Here is a 20,523-nt window from a genome sequence, read left to right as displayed (position 1 = left end):
AGGAAGGGGGCGTCCCGGCGGGGGATGCCCCCTTCCTTCACACATCGGCCAGGTATGAGGGGAGCGGGCGGTGGTGCAGGACGTCGAGCCGTGAAACGGCGCGGGTGAGCACCACGTACAGCCGGTTGAGGCCACGCTCCTCGGCTCCGGCGATCTCGGCCGGTTCGGCCACCACCACATGGTCGTACTCCAGGCCCTTGGCCATCGTCGCGGGCACCACGCTCACCCGTGCGGCGCCGCCCGTCTCACCGGCCTCGGCGATCGTGATGCCCTCGTTCCACAGCGCCGCCGCGAAGGTCTCGACGGTGGCGTCGGCGGCGATGACCGCGATCGATCCGTCATGGCGGAGGGCTTCACGCACCGCGGCGACGGTGGCGCGCGGCAGGTCGGTCACCTGCCGGACGCGTAGCCGGCCGTCGGTCCGGAAGGAACGGGTGGCAGGCACGTCCACCTCGAGGGCTTCGAGCAGGCGGTTGGCGAGCGCGACCACGGCCGCGGGCACCCGGAAGCCGGTCGCCAGCGTGATCACCCGTGCTTCCGGCCTGCCCAGCTGGGTGAGCCGGTCGCGCCAGTCGCGGGCGGCCCAGGGCGTCGTGCCCTGTGCCAGGTCGCCCAGCACGGTGATCGAGCCGTGTTCGCTCCTTCGGGCGATGGCCCGGCACTGCATCGCCGACAGGTCCTGCGCCTCGTCGACGATCACGTGGCCGTAGCCCCGCGGGCGTTCCAGCAGGCCGGCGACCTCGTCGATGAGCACGGCGTCGGCCGCCGACCAGGTGGCGCTCTTGGACGTCCGCGGCGGCCTGGTCCAGGTGATCGCCTCCTGCTCCCGCGCCGTCAGGATTCCGTCCGCGGCCTGCGCCAGCGCCTCGGGGTCGCCGAGCAGCCCGGCGACGACTTCGTAGGGCCGTGCGGAGGGCCACACCGTGTCCAGGAACGGGGTGAGAGCTCTGCCCATCGCGCGCGTCCAGGCCGCGTTCGCGTTCCTGCCGCGGGCCTCGGCCTGCCGTTGCATCAGGGCGACGGTGCGGGAGAGCACCCGCTCGCGTCCGATCGCGTACGGCGGAGCGGCACGCAGGGTGTCGTCGACGATGCGGCGCAGGTCTTCGGTCGCCACCCGCAGGCGGGCGGAGCCGTCGGGGACGGTGACCGGCTCGGTGGGCTTGCGTACCCGCCCGTACAGGGCCCGGCGCAGCACGTCCGCCATGCGGGCGTCGTGCTTGACGACGGCGGCGGTGTCGCTGTCCGCTCCCTGGACCGGACCGTGGGCCAGCAGTTGGTCCACGGTCGTCTGCTCGACGTCGCCCTCGCCCAGCGCCGGCAGCACCGACGCGATATAGCCGAGGAAGGCGCGGTTGGGGCCGAGGACCAGCACGCCGCCGCGTTCGAGCCGCTGCCGGTGGGCATACAGCAGATATGCGGCCCGGTGCAGGCCCACCGCGGTCTTGCCCGTGCCGGGGGCTCCCTGGACGCAGATCGACTCCTGGAGTCCGGCCCGCACCAACTCGTCCTGTTCGGGCTGGATGGTGGCGACGATGTCACGCATCGGGCCGACTCGGGGCCGTTCGATCTCGGCGGCCACGATCCGGCCGGCGGCTCCCAGGTCCTCACCGGACTCGAGGCGTTCGTCTTCGAAGCCGGTCAGTGTGTTCGCGGCCCAGCCGAAGCGGCGACGTACCGCGATGCCCTGCGGATCGTGGGCGCCGGCCTGGTAGAACGCCCTGGAGACGGGGGCGCGCCAGTCGATGACCAGCGGCTGCTGCCCCGTGTCGCCGGAGATGTGGCGCCGGCCGATGTAGTAGCGCTGTGCGCGATGCTCACCGGCGGCGGGACCGTGTCCGAAGTCGAGGCGGCCGAAGAACGGCGGGCCGTCGGGCTCCTCCTCCAGTTGCTTGGCGAGACTTTTGAGGTGACGGCCGAGCCGTTCGGCGCTGTAGCGGTCGCCCGCCACCTGCTCGCCGATGACGACGTTGTGGCGGGCGCCGTCCAGCATCCTGCGCAGTGCCGCCTCGCAGCGTGCGAGGTAGGCCTTCTCGTCGTTCAGTACGGTCATTCCACACCACCAAACTTAACCCGGTTAATATATTAACCAGGTTAACATGGGGATAGGATGGGACCGTGACGGGACTTCGAGACATCAAGAAGCAGCGGACTCATGAGGCGATCTCCACGGCGGCGATCACGCTGTTCCTACGGCGGGGCTTCGACGAGGTGTCGGTCGCCGAGATCGCGGCGGCTGCGGAGGTCTCCAAGCCGACCTTGTTCAAATACTTCGCCACCAAGGAGGACCTCGTCCTCCACCGGATCGCCGACCACCAGGGAGAGGCCGCGCGTGTCGTCCGGCGGCGACGGCCGGGGGAGGAGCCGCTGGCCGCGCTGGAGCGTCACTTCCTGGCGGGGCTGCACCGGCGTGACCCCGTCACCGGCCTCAACGACAACGCGGAGGTGCTCGGCTACCACCGCATGGTCTTCGGCACGCCCAGCCTGGCGGCCCGGGTGTCCCACTACATGGCCGGCGACGAGGAGGCACTGGCCGAAGCGCTCGCCGAGAGCACCGACGACCTCACCGCGCGTCTCGTCGCCGGTCAGGTGCTGGCCGTGCAGCGCGTCCTGGCCCATCGGAACTGGCGCAGGCTCGCCGAAGGGGAGACGGCCGAGCAGGTCCATCCCGCGGCCGTCCACGCTGCGAGACACGCGTTCACCCTGTTGCGCGACGGGGCCGGCGCCGCGCACGGGCCGGAGGCCGGCCCCGGTGCGGCGGAGGCGCGACCACTCATGGACGCAGAGGGGTCGAGCTGACCGCGGCTGTGACGACGGGCCCGCCCCGGCTGCCCCCGCACGCCGCTTGACCGCGACGCGACGCGAGGATCCCCGGCCCTTGAGCCGGGGGAGCGGTCAAGGCTTCGGGGCTTCCTGCTCCAGAACCGGGTCGGTGGTCCCGGGCGGGGCGACGAGCAGTTCGGGAGCCCATCGGGCCCGCCGCGCCCCCGCCTGGTAGGCGCTGTCGAGGAAGTCCAGCACGGCGGCGACGGGGTCGTCGCAGGCACGCGCGTCGTCGTAACGCAGGACGGCCAGGTGGCTGCCCCGCTGGAGCAGCCACGCCGCCCGCTCCGGGCGCAGCGGCTCCTCGGCGATGCCGGCCGGTTCGGGTGCGGTGTAGGAGTAGAACGCCGGCCAGGGCATCGCGTCGTCGCCGAACCAGAATCCGCTGCTGATCACCTCCTTGGAGTAGGCCTCCCTGGTGACGGGATCGGCCTGGGGCTGCTCGCCGGCCGAACGGCCCGAAAAACGCGTCACGGCGATGTCGAAGGTGTGCCAGAAGTGGTGCACCGGGCTGATCTTGCCGCAGAAGTCGGCGGCGGAGCGGTCCAGCACCAGGCTGACCTGGGAGAGGACCTGCCAGTATCGCGTCACCATCGCCGGGTCGTAGGCGGCGTGCCGGGTGTCGTTCGCGAACGGCGTGCCGTCGGTGAGCCCGAACGGCTCGGCCAGGATCTCCACTTCGATGCCCAGGTCTCCCAGCACCTCGAACAGGGTCCGGTGGAAGGAGGCGACCGTATGGCCGATCAGGCCGAAGGACGTGCTCCGTCCGTCCAGCCGGTTGACGATCAGCCGGTGGCCGACGAAGTCGAAGTCGACGGTGAAGATCGGCCTGCCCTCGAAACCGCCCGAGGGGCGTGTGGTGATGCCCCGCCCGGTCAGGTGGAAGGGGACGTTCCACCAGTGGTTGCGCCGGACGCTTGAGGCCAGCCGTACCTTGCCGACGATCTGGGTGAACCGGTGCACGGTCTCCTTCGTGTCCGCCCAGTCGTCCAGGGGCATGGCGGGAAACCACTCCATGGCCGCCTCCTTCGCGTTTCGCCGTGACCGTTCTCTCGTTCCGCGTCACGGCCTCCGCCGGACCGCTCCGGCGAAGGCCGCCCACCGGCACCCGACATCACTCATGGTAGTCAATCATTACCAAGAGTCGCCAAAGGGTGCGGCCTCCGCCCGTGCGATGCCTCGGTCGGTTCGACGAGTGGCCCAGGCAGGATGTCCGCGTTCCCCGGGGCGGGGGATCGGCTACCTCAACCACGCTGAGCTGCGCTTAGCCGGCAAAGGGCCGGGAATTGAACCCATGACCGGCCGGTCCGCTCCCAGGCCGCGCACAAGAGAGGCGTCGGCCGGCCCTCTCGTCTGCCGAGGCCACCGGAGGACCCGTATTCGCCCAGAGGAGGTCGGGATGCCCGTGCCGGCAGCCCCACTGATCTACAACGCCCGTGACCACGGGCTCATCGGCGACGGCGTCACCAACGACCAGCCGGCTCTGGCGGAGCTGGTCGACATGGCGGGGGAGGCTTGCGCCGCGGACGGCCGGGCGCGCGTCGTGCACTGCCCTCCCGGGGTGTACTCGATCCGGGACGCGGGCACCGTGTGGCGGAGCGGCGTCTCCCTCGTCGGCGCCGGCCCGGGGGTGACCCGCTTCGTGCTGTCCAACTCCGGCAACCGCACCGATCCGACGCCGCTGGCCTTCTTCACCGCCATCCAGCACGGCGCCGGCCCCGGCAACCACCTCGCCGACTGCACCTTCGCCGACTTCGAGATCGACGGCTCCGACGTCGCGCTGGAGGAGTACGACGTGCTCGCCAAGGGGCTGGGCCTGCAGTACGTGCTCCGGGGCCGCTTCCGCGGCCTGTACATCCACCACACCGCGGCCTCGGGCCTCGGGTGCGACTTCCTGCAGGACTCGGTGGTGGAGAGTGTCATCGCCGTCGGCTGCGGGCGGCTGGACAGCGGCGAGCAGATAGGCGGAGCCGGTCTCGGCATCGGGATCGGCGGGTGGGGTGCCGTCGAGCGGCTCACCATCACCGGCTGCACCGCCGTCGGCAACGGGACCAACGGCATCTTCCTGGAACTGCAGGACCGGCGGTGGACCCCGCCCCGGGGCATCCGCATCACCAACTGCCACGCCGAGGACAACAGATACGGCATCTCCGACTGGGGCGCCGACGGATTGATCGTCGCCGCCTGCACCATGATCGGAAACCGGGTCGCCGGGTTCGACGTCTCAGGGCTGGGGACGACCTCGGTCGCCGGAAGAGGAGGGGTCGTCACCGGCTGCCTCGTCGACGGCAACGTCGGTGACGGCATCAGCATCGGCAACACCCCCGGCCGATACACCGTCCACGGCAACCGGATCAGCCGCAACGGCCGCTACGGGTACCGGCAGCACAACCTGCCCGGCGGTCCCTCGCACGCCTCCGCCGAGATGGTCCTCGACGGCAACGACATATGGGGCAACGCCCTCGACGGCCTCCGGGTCGACGCGACCCTCATCGACGCCGTCTTCCTCGGTAACCGGATCCGTGACAACGGCGGGCGTGCGGCACCCGCCGCATCCGGCGGGGGTGACACCGTCACCTATGCCGCCACCTGCCTGACCGACACCGCGGCGGCCTGGCTTCCCGACGGGCACCGCGGCAAGGTGCTCACCGTCGGCGTTCAGACGGCGCTCGTCGCCGCCAACACCGCCACCGAACTCGTGCTCGCCCCCTTCCGGCCCGGGGCGAGCACAGCCTGGACCGGTGAGGTTCCCGACCCGGGCACCCCCTACAGCCTGCCCGGTTCTCCCACCGTCCGGGCCGGCGTCGGCCTGAACGCGCCGACCCTCGACCTCACGGTCCGCGGTAACCGCGTCTGGGACAACCAGCGCGCCAAGACGCAGACCCATGGTCTGTGGATCACTGATGCCGGTGGCTGCGAGTCGGGCAGGGTGGAGGACAACGATCTGACGGGCAACGCCGTCGCGGCCGTCCGCTTCGACACCGCCCCCTCCGGCGGACACTGGGATCGCAACCACGGCCTCACCATCACCCCCTGACAAGGGGGCCTTGCGGTGGCAGGGGAGTCAAGCGCGGACATGGCGGCCGGAGACCTGCTCGGCCCGCACCGTGACGAAGCGGTCCAGCCCCTGCGTGCCCATGCCGTCAGCGGCAGGGCCGACAACCGGGCGATCTCCACCAGATCGGCGGCGGAAACCATGGGGCGGACCCGGGGACGCACACATCCGTCCCGCCGTACGGTGTCACGGCGGCGGGCCGGGGAAGGAACGAAAGGTGCGGACCGGCACATGATGAGGCCGAAGGTCCCGGTTGGCCACGTCCAAAGACCCTGGTCACGCCGGGTGCGTGGACCGGACCGTGAAAATGTGTACATCAGCGGCAGGAGGTGGCCTGATGCGTTCCCTTACCCGATGGGCGATGCGCTGCCTGCATCTTCACCGCTTCGACGGCAACCCGTTGCGCAGGCGTTCCGACCGGATCGACACGGTGATCGTCCTGGCGATTCTGGTGATCTTCATCGCCTTCCTGTGGCCGGCGGCCGCATTCGGCCGGCAGGTCTACGCCGGCGGCCTGCGGGCCGAGCTCACCAGCCCCGGACACAGACAGCCTGTCCTTGCCGAGGTCGTGGACCCGGCGGGCGGTACGGGATGGCGGCCACGGACGGTGCGGTGGACCACTCCGCAGGGCGGTGCACGGACAGCGCAGATCGTGCTCTCACCGAGCACACCGGCCGGTTCCCACACCCAGATCTGGATCGACGGCACCGGAAAGCCCACGGCACCCCCGCAGAGCCACATCAAGACGGTCACCGACACCACGGTCGCTGTGGTCACGATTGTGAGTGGGGCCGGGGCGGTCCTGCTGCTCTGTCTCGCCGGTGCCCGAGGGCTGCTGAACCGCCGTCGTGACGCCGAATGGGAACGGGCGTGGACTCTGGCCGACCAGCGGTGGCGCCGCCCGCGGCAGACCTGAACGCCGCGCGGCGGTCTCCGGCCGTGACGTCACGGGTCATCACCGGCCGGGTGTCAGTACGGCTGCGCCTTCGATCCGGTCGGCGGCGAGGTCGCAGAGCGCCTGATCGGCCGCGTCGAGGAGATAGGGCACGGTCGTGACCTTCGGAGGATGGGCCGTGGCGAGCTCCAGATAGGCCCGGCCGTCGGCGCGGGTGTTGGCGGTGACGCTGCGCAGTGTGCGCTCCTGGAACAGGTGGCGCCGGTAGTCGAGGGAGGGGATGTCGCTGAGGTGGATGCCGGCCACGGCAAGAGTGCCGCCGCGGTCCAGAGCGGCGAGTGCGGTGGGCACCAGCTCACCGGCCGGGGCGAACAGGATCGCGGCGTCCAGCGGCTCGGGGGGTGCCTCGGCCGCACCGCCGGCGGAGGCCGCTCCCAGTGTCCTGGCCAGCTCGCGGGCCGCGGCCGAACGGGTCAGGACATGCACGACCGCCCCCTGGGCGATGGCGATCTGCGCGGTCAGATGGGCCGAGGCGCCGAAACCGTAGATGCCGAGGCGACCGCCGGGGGGCAGGTCACAGCGGAGTAGCGCACGGTATCCGATGATCCCGGCGCACAGCAGCGGTGCCAGCTTCTCGGCCGGCACGCCCTCCGGGAGCGGATAGGCGTAGTCCTCGGGGACGGTGAGATACCCGGCGTAGCCGCCGTCGGCGTCCCAGCCGGTGTAGGTGGAAGCCGGGCAGAGGTTCTCCGCCCCCCGGCGGCAGTAGCGGCAGCGCCCGCAGGTCGAGCGGAGCCAGGCCACCCCGACGCGGGTGTCAGGCGCGAGCCGCGGCGTGTCCGGGCCCGGTGCCACGACCCGTCCCACGACCTCGTGGCCGGGCACCGTCCGGGGACGTCGCGGGGGCAGGTCGCCCTCGGTGAGATGGAGGTCGGTACGGCAGACGGCGCACGCCTCGACCTTGACGAGCACCTCGCCCGGCCCCGGCTCGGGAACCGGGATCCGGACGCGCTCCAGCGGATGGGAGGTGATCGGCCCGGGGCGGGCCACCACCCAGGCGTCCATCTCGGCGGGGATCACTCGACGTGCCGGATGCGGCGACCGGTGACCTCGGTGGGGACGACCTTGACGTACAGTCCGCGGTCGCCGCCCGCCCACGGGTCAACCCCTGACACGCCGGCCGCGGCACGCTCGGCATCGGCATCGGCATCGGCATCGGCATCGGAGGAGACGTCGCCGGAGACATGGTGGATGCCACCGCGCAGCAGTACGCTCCAGCCTTCGCGGCGGGCCTCGTCGATCCGGTCGACCTCGAAGGCGACCTTGAATTCCACGCCCCGCAGGCCGGTGCGCAGGGTCTCGTCGAGCGGACCGCCGAAGGCGGTGCGGAAGACCACCGCACCGTCGTGAAGGGCGTAGTTGACCGGTAGGATCACCGGTCCGCCGAGGTCGTTGAAGGCGATCCGGCCGACGCCGCCGGGGGAGATGAGCCGTAGACACTCCTGCGGATCCAGTTTCTCCAGGTGGGCGTGGGGCGCCGCCTCCCCCCGCCCGGGGGGAAGGTCGGCGGTCTGGCCGAGGAGTTCCTCGGTGCTGGTCTCCAGGGCCACGGCCAGGCGATGGACGGTCTCGGCCGCCGGTGACGCGGCGTTCTCCTCCAGGTAGCCGAGGTATCCGGAGTCGATCCTGGCGCGGCCGGCCAACTGCTCACGGCTCAGGCCCATGGCCTCACGGCGCCAGGCCACCCGGCGGCCCAGGTCACCGGGGGCCGTCATGTGTCCGGTCATGAAGTCTCCCAACGAGTTGCGGCAGAGGAAGACGGCGCCCCGCGTCTCGCAGGCGCCGCCCGGTCCCGGCCTGTCCCGCCGGGGCTTCCCTGCCTACCTGCATCCCACTACGGGAAGGGCCTGCAGGGCAGAGGGCGGAAGTCCCCAATGGATGGGACTTTCGGCCGGTGCCGGTGAACGTTGTTCCACGAGCCAGCCGGGTCCGCCAGGGCCGGTCCCGCGGCCGGGGGCCATCAGGCGGCCGGCCGGCGACGGTCACCATGAGCGTTTGCATATATAGCGCGCATGCAACTATTGTCGGCGCTTGTACTCGTCGTTCGACATGGGAAGACTCATGCCTCTTGCTCTGATCGCGCTGGCTGTCGGCGCGTTCGCCATCGGCACCACCGAGTTCGTGATCGCCGGTCTGCTGCCCGAGGTGGCCGCCGACTTCGGTGTCTCCATCCCCGTGGCCGGCTACCTGATCTCCGGTTACGCGCTCGGCGTCGCGGCCGGCGCCGCACCGATGACCATCCTCGGGGCGCGGATGCGCCGCAAACACCTGCTCCTCGCCCTGATGGGGATCTTCATCGCGGGCAACCTGCTCTCCGCGCTCGCCCCCACCTACGGTGTGATGATGACCGGCCGCATCGTAGCCTCCCTCACCCACGGAGCCTTCTTCGGGGTCGGCTCGATCCTCGCCGCCGATCTCGTCGCACCCGGCAGGCGGGCCAGCGCGATCGCGTTCATGTTCACCGGGCTCACCCTCGCCAACGTGCTCGGCGTGCCCATGGGGACCTTCGTCGGGCAGAGTCTCGGCTGGCGCTCCACGTTCCTGGCGGTGGCCGCGCTCGGCGTCGTCGGCCTGGTCGGCATCCTGGCACTGGTCCCCAGCCGGCCTCGTCCCGCGGCCACCCACATCGGCGCCGAGCTGGTGGTGTTCCGCAACCCGCAGGTATGGCTCGCCATCGCGATGACCGTGCTGGGCTTCGGGGGCGTCTTCGCCTCGTTCACCTACATCGCGCCCATGATGACCGAGGTGACGGGCTTCTCCGACGGTGCGGTCAGCTGGCTGCTGGTGCTCTTCGGTGTCGGTCTCGTGATCGGCAACCTGCTCGGCGGGCGCCTCGCCGACCGCGCGCTGATGCCCAGCCTCTACCTCCTCCTCGGCGGGCTTGCCCTGGTGCTCGCCGCCTTCACCTTCACCTCCCGCGCCCAGGGGCCCGCCATGGTCACGATCTTCCTGCTCGGCGCGTTCGGGTTCGCGACCGTCCCGCCCCTGCAGAAGCGGGTCCTCGACAACGCGGCGACGGCGCCGACCCTGGCCTCCGCCGTCAACATCGGCGCCTTCAACCTCGGCAACGCCCTCGCGGCGTGGCTCGGTGGCCTGGTCATCACCGCCGGTCTCGGCTACACGGCCCCCAACTGGGTGGGTGCCCTGATGGCGGCCGGCGCGCTCCTGATCGCGCTGACCTCCGGTCTGCTCGACCGTCGCGCGGTGCCGGCCGGCGTCCCCCTGCCAGAGAGGCAGCCTGCCTGATCAGCGCGGCCCGCCGTCGCGAGCCCCCTCCTGGACCGCGAGCGGCACCTCGGAGCCGTGGACCAGGTCGAGCTGGACCGTCTGGCGGGGCAGCAGGGCGTCCAGGAGCCAGTTCCCGGCGATGCGCGCCCGGCCGCCGGGGACGGCCAGCAGGTGGTAACCCCGGGTGACCGCCTTCGCCGCCACTCCGGACAGCGGGATGCCCAATGGGTTGGCGGCTGCTTCCGCGCCACCCAGGTCGACGACGAATCCCAGGTCGTTGTGCCGGTAGGGACGCCGCTCGCCGTGACCGTAGGAGGCGGCGATGTTACGGGCGACCTGCTTGCCCTGACGGGTGGCGTGCTGGGCGGTCATGGCGGTGTAGTGGCCCGGCCGGGTGAGGTCGGGCACCGCGGCGGCGTCGCCGCAGGCGAAGATCTCCCGATGGCCGGGCACGTTCAGATACTCGTCGACGAGGAGCCGTCCCTTCTCGGTCGGCAGTCCCAGCGATTCCACCAGTGGGTCGGGGCGGACGCCGACGCACCAGATCAGCGAGCGCGTCGGCACGGTCTCCCCATCGGAGAGTCTGACCCCTTCCGAGGTGGCCTCGGCCACACTCGTACCGGTGCGGATCTCCATTCCCCGTTCGGCCAGTGTCCGGTGTGCGATGTCGGACAAGCGCTGGTCCAGCTCGGGAAGGATGCGTGGGGCGAGGTCGACGAGGACCCAGCGGACGGACTGGCCGCGCAGGCCGCCGCGCTGCCGTACGGTGTCCAGGGTGAGCAGTTGGCCCTGGGCCGCCACCTCGGTCCCGGTATAGCCGGCGCCCACCACCACGAAGGTGCAGCGCGCCCTCCGCTCCTCCGGATCGCTTGTGACGTCGGCGAGCTCGATCTGGCGGATGAGGTGGTCGCGCAGGTAAAGGGCCTCGGCGAGGCTGCGGAAACCGTGCGCGTGCTCGGCCACTCCCGGGATGGGGAGCAGCTTGTTGACGCTGCCCACGGCGATCACCAGCCGGTCGTAACCGAGGTCGCGGCGGTTGCCCTCAGAGTCGACGCACACGATCCGCCGTTCCCCCGCGTCGATGGACTCGACCGTGGCGAGCAGGTGACGGATGCCGCGGCTGTGACCCGACAGCGATATGGCGACCTTCCGCGGGTCGAGGATCCCGGCCGCCACCTCCGGCAGCAACGGCAGGTAGAGGAAGTAGTCCGTCGGATTGATCAGAACGATCTCGATGGCGCCCCTGGCCGACTTCGACAGGCTCCGGGCCGCGGTGAAGCCCGCGAACCCTCCTCCGATGACGACGACTCGCTGACGTTCGGTCATGACCGTTTCCTTTCCGGGTCTCCTGCCCTCCATGCGTCCCGGCGACCTACCCGTTCCGGATGGGTTTCTCCACCGTGGTGGCTGCTCGCGTCGGATGCCGACCCACCGCTTTCGTCAAGCAATCTTGACGTCAAGCCGTCCTGACGAAATACTCGGATCATGTTCACTCCCGACGCGCTTGAGCGCAGATTCACGCTGCTGACCGCCGCCGCCCGCTATGACGGCCTCCGCGCCCGTGACGCGCTGGCCTCGCCCGTGGACGAGGACGACGCCGACCCCGCGTTCCCCGACCCGGGCGCCCCGCCCCTCAGCCGGGACGAGACGCTGGAACTCCTCGCGCTCGGCGAGGTGCTCGCCCGCAAGGCGGGCTACGGGCGTCAGCTCGCCGTACGGTCCGCACGGGCCGCAGGTGCCTCGTGGTCGCAGATCGGGGCGGCCCTGGGGACCAGCAAACAGGCCGCCTGGGAGGCGCACGGCCGCTGGATCGACGATCAGGCCGAGCGTCACCGGCGGGACGGCTATTCCGGCATGGGCGAGAGCGACGTCGCGGCCGCACGAGCCCTCGCCGGAGAGGCCGAAGGCGGCGCCGGGACATGATCGCGCACGACTGGCTCACCGCGGCCGCCGGGTCTTCCGCCCGCCACTAGAGCGTGGTGCGCCTGCGGCGTGCACCGTCGATCCGAGCGCCCACGCCCGCCCGGAGGCGCCCGCCCGGAGGCGCCCGCCCGGAGGCGCCCGCCCGGAGGCGCCCGCCCGGAGGCGCCCGGCCGCGGGGAGGTCGCTGAGGCGGAAGGTCCCACGACCTCCGGGACCTTCCGCCCTGCCGCGTCCGACCTCTCCCGTGGAGCATGAAAGGAGGGCCGACCAGGACATCACCGTGCGAAAGAAAGCCGGAAAGACCATGACACTGCAGGTCAACGACGTCATGGGTACGGTGGCCATCGCCGTTCACCGAGAGGCGACGTTCGCCGAGCTGACGGAGACCATGCGCCGCTTCAAAGTGGGGAACGTCGCCGTGATCGACGCCGACGGGCGGCCGGTCGGGGTGGTGTCGGAGGACGACCTGCTACCGGAGGGGACCGCCACCTCACGCGGCGGAAGCGCCCCGGAAGCCCGCAGGGAACGTCAGAGATGCGGCAGGACGGTTGAGATGATCGCCGGGGAGATCATGACCAGCCCGGCGTTGACGGTCACCCGCCAGACCTCGATACCGGAGGCGGTCCGCCTGATGCACGCGAACCGGGTCGAGCAGCTCCCGGTGGTCGACGCCGTCAGCGGCAAGATCGCCGGAACTCTCCATCAGGTGGACCTGCTGAGGGCCTTCGACAGGCGACCGGTGGACAGCTGAGGGTCCCGGCGGCGGCAGGGCACCCGGTCCGGGCACCCGATCCTCGCATCGCCCTCGTCACCGCCCTTTCCAGGCGGGAGAGTCGTCCACGTTCCACTCCAGCTTGTCGACCACGTCGACGACCCCGTTCACCCGGTGGGTCAGCCGCGCCGCGAGCTGGGCGTCCCCACGCCGTTGCATACGGCCGGTCAGCGTGACGATCCCGCACGTGACCGTGACGGCGGCCTCATTGGGAAGCGCCCACAGGGAGCGCTCAAGGATGTCCTCACGCACCTCGTCGGCGATGTCGCCGTCGCTGCGGACGAAGACCTTCAGCAGGTCGGTGCGGCTGACGATGCCCTGGAGAATCTCCTCGCCGTCCACGACGACAAGTCTCTTGACCCCGTGCTCCTCCATGATCCGCATTGCCGTCACGATCGAGGCGTGCGGCTGGATCGTGACGGCGGGGGCGGTCATCAGCTCCGCGGCGGTGTCACCGTGGGCCTTGTCCCTGCCGTTACCGCTCTTGGAGCTCAGGCGGTGGCGCAGCCGGGCACGGAGCGGCGGCTGATATCCCTCCCGGTAGTAGCGTTCCCGGAACTCCTCCTTGTGCAGCAGGTCCGCCTCGGAGACGACCCCGAGGACGTGTCCCTCGCCGTCCACGACGGGGACCGCGCTCACGCCGTGGGCGATGAGCACCTCGGCGATGTCCTTGAACGGCGTGCTGCCGTTGACCGAGGCCACCTCTGTGGTCATGACGTCCTTGACCTTCACGCGCATCACTGAACCTCCTTGGCGTACCCGCGGACCCGATCCGGCCGGCTCGCACCTCGCCGGACCCTCTCCCGGGGTCCGGCGACGGCCGCCCCGGCCCGCCTGCTCGTTGCCGGGCTCTTCGCACCTCCATCTCACTGCCGCCGGGATCGCCGAGACAGCGGCCGGAGGTCCTCAATACCGAGGTCTTTCGACCAGCGCCGCAGGCAGGCCGCTCACCCGGACGGCCCTGCTGCCCGCACCGGCCGTACCGGACCGGTGTCCACCCCCGCACTGCCGTGGTCGCCCACCCCGGCCGGGTGCGAGACTTTGGTACATGGAGGAGACCGAACCGGGCGCACTGCTCCCGCACATGCGGCTGGATGAGCTGCTGTCGGAGCTGCATGTACGGCTGGAGGCGGTGCTGGCCACCCGGGACCGGGTGCACGCCCTGCTGAACGCGGTCGTCTCCGTGGGCAGCGACCTGGATCTCGAGACGGTGCTGCGCCGGATCGTGGAGACCGCCATCGCGCTGGTCGACGCCAGCTACGGTGCGTTGGGCGCGATCGGGGACGAGAACACGCTCATCCAGTTCATCCCGGTGGGGCTGACCGAGGAGGAGATCGCCCGGATCGAGCACTGGCCGCACGGGCTGGGCCTGCTGGGCCTGCTGATCAAGCAGCCGCAGTCGCTGCGACTGGGTCACATCTGCGACCACCCCGAGTCCTACGGCTTTCCCCCGGGGCACCCGCCGATGGGCTCCTTCCTGGGCGTGCCGATCCGGGTGCGCGACGAGGTGTTCGGCAACCTCTACCTCACCGAGAAACGCGGGGGAGGGGAGTTCGACGAGGAGGACGAGGCGATCGTCACGGCCCTGGCCACCGCGGCCGGGGTGGCCATCGAGAACGCCCGGTTGTACGAGGAGAGCCGGCGGCGGGAGATATGGCTGCAGGCGTCCTCGGAGGTCACCACCAGCCTGCTGTCCGGGGCGGAGCCGCGGGAGGTGCTCATGCTGATAGCGCGGCGGGCACGGGAGATGGCCGGAGCCGACGTCGTGGCGGTCCTGCTGCCGGACGAGACCGGGCAGATGCTTCAAGTGATCATCACCGATGGTCCGGTCGGCGACCAGGTGGCCCATGTCGAGGCGCCCTTCGCCGACTCCCTGGCCGGCCGGGCGTTCACCAGCGGTGAGCCGCTCATGGTCACCGATCCGGCCGGAGAGGAGATCTCGGCCGTGATGGCCGGCCAGGCGTCGCCCGGCCCCGCCGCCGCCGTGCCGATCGGCACGGCGGGAACCGTGCGCGGCGTGCTGTCGCTGGGCAAGCGCTCCGGCCGTATCCCGTTCAGCCACGCCGAGCTGGGCATGCTGCACTCCTTCGCCGGGCAGGCGGCGATCGCCCTGGAACTGGCCGAGTCCCGAATGGACGCCGAGCGGCTGGGGCTGCTGGAAGACCGCGACCGCATCGCCAAGGACCTGCACGACGTGGTGATCCAGCGGCTGTTCGCCATCGCCATGACGTTGATGAGCACCGTACGGCTCGTCGACAAGCCGGAGGCCTCCTCCCGGCTGCAGTACGCGATCGACGAACTGGACGGCACCATCCGGCAGATCCGCTCGACCATATTCGCCCTGCAACTCCCCCATGAGGGCGGCGACACCGGCCTGCGCGCGCAGTTGGTCGGCCTGGTGGAGGGTGCGCGGGGGCATCTGGGCTTCCTGCCCGGCCTGACCATGGAGGGTCAGATCGACAGCAGGGTGCCGGAGGGGGTCGCGAAACAGTTGCCGGCCGTTCTCCGTGAGGCGCTGTCCAACGTCGTGCGCCACGCCAGAGCCTCCAAGGCCGACGTGTCGGTGGAGGTCGACGGCGACCGGCTCACCCTCGTCGTGCGGGACAACGGAGTGGGACTGTCCGAGGAGAGCAGGCGCAGCGGGCTCCGCAACCTGCAGGAGCGGGCCGAGCGGCTCGGCGGCTTCTTCGAGATCGACTCTCCGGCGGAAGGCGGTACCCGGCTGGTGTGGAGCGTCCCGCTCGGCTGGCGCGGCCCCGAGGGGAACACCCCGTAGGGGCGGAGGCGCCTCAGTCCGGCCGGCCGACCTTCAGACGTGCCGCCAGCGCGGCCGCCTGGGTGCGGCGTTGCATGCTCAGCTTCGCCAGCAGGTTCGACACGTAGTTCTTCACGGTCTTCTCGGCGAGGTAGAGACGCTCACCGATCTGCCGGTTCGTCATCCCCTCGCCGATCAGCTCCAGGATGTGGCGCTCCTGCTCCGACAGCGCCTGCAGCGGATCCTTACGGGTGGCCTGTTCACGCAGCCGCGCCAGCATGGTCCCGGTGGTCTGCGGGTCCAGCAGCGACTGGCCGGCCGCGACCGTCCGCACGGCGCCGACCAGGTCCGAACCGTGGATCTGCTTGAGCACGTAACCCGACGCGCCCGCCATCACCGCGTTGAACAGGGCGTCGTCGTCGGCGAAGGAGGTCAGCATCAGACAGGCCAGCTCCGGCACCCTTGAGCGGACCTCGCGGCAGACGTCCACCCCGTTGCCGTCGGGCAGCCGCACGTCGAGGACCGCGACGTCCGGCCGCAGCGCGGGGATGCGGGACACCGCCGACTCCGCGGTCCCGGCCTCACCGACGACCTCGATGTCGCCCTCGGACTCCAGCAGCGCGGCCACGCCTCGCCGTACCACTTCATGGTCGTCCACCAGGAACACGCGAATCATGTCCTGAACGCTAAACCTTCCGGCGGCGTCGTCGGTAGGGACCAAGGTCCTCAGTGCCACCCCGTACCCCGGCGGCGGCCGGCCGGTACCCGGACCGCCTCCCCCAGCGGGGATGTCTGGGGCCTCCAGCCCGACCGGCAGGCCCGGGTGCCGGGGCCTCGCCCTGCGCTCCGGGTGCCGACCGGCCGTCGTCATGCCCCCCGGATCGGCCGGTACTCGGGCCGCCACATCGCGTCCCGGACCTGCCGGATGGTGTCGTGCAGGTCGGTGCGGGCCAGGTTCTCCTTGGCCGCCTGCTCCGCGACCGCGACCGCGACCGTGGCCGAGACCTCTCTCAGGTCGTCCACCTGGGGCAGCAGCGACGCGCCCGGGGCCGAGACGTCCACCATCCCGCCGACCGCCTCGGCGGCGGCCTGGAGCATGCCGTCGCTGATCCGCCGTGCTCGTGACACGACCGCGCCCAGTCCCAGCCCCGGGTACAGCAGGGCGTTGTTGGCCTGGGCGATGGTGTAGACGACGCCGTTGCAGGTGACGGGCGGGACCGGGATGCCGGTGGAGATCAGAGCCCGGCCGTCGGTCCATCGGATCAGGTCGGCCGGCATCGCCTCGATCCGTTCGGTCGGGTTGGAGATCGGGAAGATGATCGGCCGGTCGACACCGGAGGCCATGGTGCGCGTGATCTTCTCGGTGAAGGCGCCGTGCATGGTGGAGGTGCCGAGCAGCATGGTCGGCTTGATGTGTTCGACGACCTCGCCGAGGCCGATGTCGTCTCCTTCCCCGCTCCAGTCGGCGACCTCGACGGCCGGCCGGGCGTAGGGAGCCTGGAAGTCACGCAGGTCTGACATGTCGTCGATCAGCAGGCCGTGCTTGTCGACCGGCCAGATCCGGCGTGTGGCCGTCTGGTGGTCCAGGCCGTCGCGGACCATCGCGTCGCGTAACTGGTCGGCGATCCCGATGCCCGCCGTACCGGCGCCGAAGATGACGATCCGCTGGTCGCGCATCGGCGTGCCGGAGACACGGGCGGCACCCAGCGTCGCCGCGAGCACGATCGCGCCGGTGCCCTGCATGTCGTCGTTGAAGGTGGGGATCCGGCCGGTGTACTTCTCCAGGATGCGCCGGGCATTGGCAGGGCCGAAGTCCTCCCAGTGCAGCACCGCGTCGGGGAACAGGCAGGTGGCCACCGAGACGTAGGCGTCGATGAAGTCGTCGTAGCGCTTTCCCCGCACCCGCCGATGCCGGTTGCCGATGTAGAGGGGGTCGTCGAGCAGCCCCTCGTTGTCGGTGCCGACGTCCAGCGCGATGGGGATGACCCGGGCGGGGTCGATTCCGGCGGCGGCGGTGTAGACGGCGAGCTTGCCGACGGTGATGCCGGCCCCGCCGCCCACCCCCCAGTCGCCGATGCCCAGGATCTCCTCGGCGTCGGAGGCGACGATCAGGTCGACGTCGCCGGGCCCCATGCCGAGGTTCCGGAGAGCCTGCTCGATGCCGTCCACGTCGTCGACGGACAGGTAGACGCCCCGCGGGCGGCGGTATTCGTGGCTGTAGGTCCTGATCGCCTGCGCAACGGTCGGGTCGTACACGATCGGCAGCATCTCCCGCAGGTGATCGGTGAGGAGCCGGTAGAAGAGCACCTCGTTACGGTCCTGCAGCGCCGACAGGTAGACGTTCTTGAGTAGATCGGTCGGTTGCGTCAGATACTGCGCGTACGCGCGACGCGCCTGCCCCTCCAGCGTCTCGACCGCCGGAGGGACCAGTCCCTCCAGGCCCAGTTGCGCCCGCTCCTCCTGGCTGAACGCCGTGCCCTTGTTCAGCAACGGGTTGCTCAGTATCTCCATCCCGCGTCTTGCGGTGACATAGCCGCCGTCGGCGTTCTCGGCGAAGCCCCGGCGTGCGCCCTTCGATCCTCCGTTCCTGCCAGTGGACATCGGTATTCCCATCTCCTGTGGTCCTCAGAGGAAAGCCGACTCCTGTGGTCCTCAGAGGAAAGCCGACTCCTGTGGTTCTCAGAGGAAAGCCGACGAACCGGACGGGCTGTTTCCTCGGGTACGCAGAGGCCGATTTTCCCCTTCTGACACTTCCCCGTGGCGCCGCCGCCGACCTCAAGACGGTGGAAAACTTCGCTCTCCTCCTCCTGGCTCCCGGCCGTCCCGCGCCCGCCGGGCCGATGAAGAGGGTGCGTTCCCGCGCATCCCGTGTCCTTGGGGCAGGGCTTGCCCTCCGCCAGACCGCGCAAGCGGCTCGGCGAGGAGCCGCCTGCTTTCGGGGAGCGGAGGAGCCACGGTGTTCTTCGGGACTTTCGGCCCTGCCGCACTCTGGTCAAAAAGCTGGAAACTGGCAGGTGAGATAGGGGAACCGACAGGGAGGCCGGTTGATGATCACCTGGGCTCGGCTGAGCGGTCGGCATGCGACAGGTACGGCCAAGCCGGGACCACCGGACGAGCCCCCACCTCCTCCGGAGGCTCCGCGATCTCCCGACTGGCGCCGCTGGCTGCTGCCGATAGGAACGCTGATCGTCACACTGTGGCTGCTCGTGCCCCTCATGCTCACCGGATCGGAGGTCCGCTCGTACTCCTACAGCGACTTCGTGGCCCGGGTGGGAGCCGGGCAGGTGAAGACGGTGACGATCGACGACCAGGGTGCGGTGTCCGGCAGCCTGGACAACGGCACGACGTTCACCACGCAGATTCCCACCGCACTCAACGTCGGCACGCTGGAGTTCCAGCTCCAGTCCCACCACGTCCAGATCAAGGCGACCCGGGCGGACGGTTCGCTGCTGTCGATCCTCCTCGGCTTCCTGCCGATGATGCTGCTCATCGGCCTGTTCCTGTGGATGGGGCGGCAGGCGCAGCACTCCATGGCCGGCGGCCTCGGCGGGATCGGCGGCTTCGGCCGATCCGGCGCGAAGATCATCGAGGCGGAGCGGCCGACCACCCGGTTCGGCGACGTCGCCGGTTACGAGGGCGTCAAGCAAGAGATCGACGAGGTGGTGGACTTCCTGCGCGACCCCGGCCGATATGCGGCGGCGGGTGCGAAACCGCCCCGCGGAGTGATCATGGTCGGTCCGCCGGGGACCGGAAAGACGCTCCTGGCCCGGGCGGTGGCCGGAGAGGCGGCCGTGCCGTTCCTGTCGGTCACCGGCTCCGGGTTCGTGGAGATGTTCGTGGGAGTGGGGGCCTCCCGGGTCCGCGACCTGTTCGACGAGGCCCGCAAACGTGCCCCCTCGATCGTCTTCATCGACGAGATCGACGCCATCGGAGGACGGCGTGGCAGGACCGTCGCCGGTGGCAACGACGAAAGGGAGCAGACGCTCAACCAGTTGCTGGCCGAGATGGACGGCTTCGACCAGAGCAGTGGGATCGTCGTGCTGGCCGCGACGAACCGGCCCGAAACGCTCGACACGGCCCTGCTGCGCCCCGGCCGCTTCGACCGGCAGGTCACCGTGCCGCTGCCCAACCAGGCTGAGCGCGCGGCGATCCTGGCCGTTCACGCCGCCGGAAAGCATCTGGGCCCGAGCGTCGACCTCGGCAGGGTCGCCCGTGCCACCCCGGGTTTCTCCGGCGCCGACCTGGCCAACCTGGTCAACGAGGCCGCCATCAACGCGGTCAGAGCCGGCCGTACGACCATCAACGCCGACGATCTCGACGCGGCGCGTGACCGGGTGCTGCTCGGCCGCCGTGAGACGTCCAACGCCCTGCTTCCGCAGGAGCGCCACGCGGTGGCCGTGCACGAGTCCGGGCACGCGCTGCTCGCCACGCTGTGCGAGCACGCAGACCCGGTCGCGAAGGTGACCATCCTGCCCGCCGGTCCCACGCTCGGCGTCACCGAGCAGCTACCCGAGGCCGAAAGGCACCTCTACAGCGAGAGCTACCTGGCAGACCTGCTGGCCGTACGGCTCGGCGGCCGGGCGGCGGAACTGGTCGTCTTCAATGAGGGCTCCACCGGTGCCGCGAACGACCTCGCGGCCGCCACGCAGATCGCCACCCGCATGGTGCGCGACTTCGGCCTGTCACCCGCGCTCGGCCCGGTCGGCTACTCCTCCGCCGGGCCCCAGTATCTCGGCGAGGACGGCGAGGACCCGCGGCTCAAGCCGTACTCCGAACGGACCCAGCAGATCATCGACGAGGAGATCGCCCGTCTGCTCGGCACGGCCGAGAAACGCGCGGTCGACCTGCTGCACAGTCACCGCCGCGCGCTCGACCGGCTCGCCGCGATCCTGACCGAGCGCGAGACCGTCGACGGCGACGTCGTCGGCGGCGTGCTGCGAGACGAGCGCTCGGCGTTCCCCAGCCTGGACGCCGCCACCGCCTGACGGCCGGCTCCCCGCGCCGCCGGCCGGGGC

General features: G+C 70.8%; 16 protein-coding genes. 8 read left to right on the top strand and 8 right to left on the bottom strand.

Features of this window, described 5'->3' with window-relative positions; translation table 11 throughout:
* Positions 1 to 37: 37 nt before the first annotated feature.
* Positions 38 to 2,050, bottom strand: a complete 2,013-nt coding sequence (locus tag OHA77_RS01205; protein ID WP_406315445.1) for a HelD family protein — start codon at positions 2,048 to 2,050, stop codon at positions 38 to 40.
* Positions 2,051 to 2,115: 65 nt separating this feature from the next.
* On the opposite strand from OHA77_RS01205, the gene OHA77_RS01200 reads away from it, so the two are divergent.
* Positions 2,116 to 2,796 (top strand): TetR/AcrR family transcriptional regulator, encoded by a 681-nt coding sequence (locus tag OHA77_RS01200; RefSeq protein WP_406315443.1) that lies wholly within the window; start codon positions 2,116 to 2,118, stop codon positions 2,794 to 2,796.
* 96 nt (positions 2,797 to 2,892) lie between these two features.
* On the opposite strand, the gene OHA77_RS01195 is transcribed toward OHA77_RS01200, so the two are convergent.
* On the bottom strand, positions 2,893 to 3,837 hold the full coding sequence (locus OHA77_RS01195; protein ID WP_406315441.1) for a DUF5996 family protein: 945 nt from the start codon (positions 3,835 to 3,837) through the stop codon (positions 2,893 to 2,895).
* A 382-nt stretch (positions 3,838 to 4,219) separates the two neighbouring features.
* Here OHA77_RS01195 and OHA77_RS01190 point away from each other — a divergent pair, with 382 nt between their 5' ends.
* A complete protein-coding gene (locus OHA77_RS01190) occupies positions 4,220 to 5,857 on the top strand; it encodes a right-handed parallel beta-helix repeat-containing protein (protein WP_406315439.1) in 1,638 nt (545 codons plus the stop codon).
* Positions 5,858 to 6,212: 355 nt separating this feature from the next.
* The gene (locus OHA77_RS01185; RefSeq protein WP_406315437.1) at positions 6,213 to 6,791 is read left to right on the top strand and encodes a hypothetical protein; all 579 of its coding nucleotides are present in this window, start codon (positions 6,213 to 6,215) and stop codon (positions 6,789 to 6,791) included.
* Between the two features lie 39 nt (positions 6,792 to 6,830).
* On the opposite strand, the gene OHA77_RS01180 is transcribed toward OHA77_RS01185, so the two are convergent.
* Together OHA77_RS01180 and OHA77_RS01175 are read right to left on the bottom strand one after the other, a co-directional pair.
* Entirely contained in the window at positions 6,831 to 7,850 is a 1,020-nt protein-coding gene (locus OHA77_RS01180) for a zinc-dependent alcohol dehydrogenase family protein (RefSeq protein WP_406315435.1), read from the bottom strand.
* The gene (locus tag OHA77_RS01175) at positions 7,847 to 8,557 is read right to left on the bottom strand and encodes a pyridoxamine 5'-phosphate oxidase family protein (RefSeq protein WP_406315433.1); all 711 of its coding nucleotides are present in this window, start codon (positions 8,555 to 8,557) and stop codon (positions 7,847 to 7,849) included. The genes OHA77_RS01180 and OHA77_RS01175 overlap by 4 nt, the downstream gene beginning before the upstream one ends.
* A gap of 334 nt (positions 8,558 to 8,891) precedes the next feature.
* On the opposite strand from OHA77_RS01175, the gene OHA77_RS01170 reads away from it, so the two are divergent.
* Entirely contained in the window at positions 8,892 to 10,076 is a 1,185-nt protein-coding gene (locus OHA77_RS01170; RefSeq protein ID WP_406315432.1) for an MFS transporter, read from the top strand.
* On the opposite strand, the gene OHA77_RS01165 is transcribed toward OHA77_RS01170, so the two are convergent.
* Positions 10,077 to 11,384: an NAD(P)/FAD-dependent oxidoreductase gene (locus tag OHA77_RS01165; protein ID WP_406315430.1), complete on the bottom strand. Its 1,308-nt coding sequence runs from the start codon at positions 11,382 to 11,384 to the stop codon at positions 10,077 to 10,079.
* A 159-nt stretch (positions 11,385 to 11,543) separates the two neighbouring features.
* Between OHA77_RS01165 and OHA77_RS01160 the strand changes: the two genes are divergently transcribed.
* Together OHA77_RS01160 and OHA77_RS01155 are read left to right on the top strand one after the other, a co-directional pair.
* On the top strand, positions 11,544 to 11,981 hold the full coding sequence (locus tag OHA77_RS01160) for a hypothetical protein (RefSeq protein ID WP_326822533.1): 438 nt from the start codon (positions 11,544 to 11,546) through the stop codon (positions 11,979 to 11,981).
* A 280-nt stretch (positions 11,982 to 12,261) separates the two neighbouring features.
* Positions 12,262 to 12,732 (top strand): CBS domain-containing protein, encoded by a 471-nt coding sequence (locus OHA77_RS01155; protein WP_406315428.1) that lies wholly within the window; start codon positions 12,262 to 12,264, stop codon positions 12,730 to 12,732.
* Positions 12,733 to 12,789: 57 nt separating this feature from the next.
* Here the strand turns inward: OHA77_RS01155 and OHA77_RS01150 are convergent, their stop codons facing one another.
* A complete protein-coding gene (locus OHA77_RS01150) occupies positions 12,790 to 13,491 on the bottom strand; it encodes a CBS domain-containing protein (RefSeq protein WP_406315426.1) in 702 nt (233 codons plus the stop codon).
* A gap of 310 nt (positions 13,492 to 13,801) precedes the next feature.
* Between OHA77_RS01150 and OHA77_RS01145 the strand changes: the two genes are divergently transcribed.
* Complete coding sequence (locus OHA77_RS01145) at positions 13,802 to 15,529, top strand: GAF domain-containing protein (protein ID WP_406315425.1); 1,728 nt, start codon at positions 13,802 to 13,804, stop codon at positions 15,527 to 15,529.
* Positions 15,530 to 15,542: 13 nt separating this feature from the next.
* Here the strand turns inward: OHA77_RS01145 and OHA77_RS01140 are convergent, their stop codons facing one another.
* Together OHA77_RS01140 and OHA77_RS01135 are read right to left on the bottom strand one after the other, a co-directional pair.
* Positions 15,543 to 16,184, bottom strand: a complete 642-nt coding sequence (locus OHA77_RS01140) for a response regulator (protein ID WP_406315423.1) — start codon at positions 16,182 to 16,184, stop codon at positions 15,543 to 15,545.
* A 191-nt stretch (positions 16,185 to 16,375) separates the two neighbouring features.
* A complete protein-coding gene (locus OHA77_RS01135) occupies positions 16,376 to 18,109 on the bottom strand; it encodes an NAD-dependent malic enzyme (protein WP_406315421.1) in 1,734 nt (577 codons plus the stop codon).
* Between the two features lie 446 nt (positions 18,110 to 18,555).
* Between OHA77_RS01135 and ftsH the strand changes: the two genes are divergently transcribed.
* Positions 18,556 to 20,493, top strand: coding sequence for an ATP-dependent zinc metalloprotease FtsH (gene ftsH, locus OHA77_RS01130; protein WP_406315419.1), 1,938 nt, complete (start codon positions 18,556 to 18,558; stop codon positions 20,491 to 20,493).
* Positions 20,494 to 20,523 lie beyond the last annotated feature (30 nt).

The organism is Streptosporangium sp. NBC_01639, assembly GCF_045209755.1.
Taxonomy (GTDB): Bacteria; Actinomycetota; Actinomycetes; order Streptosporangiales; family Streptosporangiaceae; genus Streptosporangium.
Note: the sequence above shows the minus strand (reverse complement) of the source record. Positions and strands in the feature narration are given on the sequence as shown.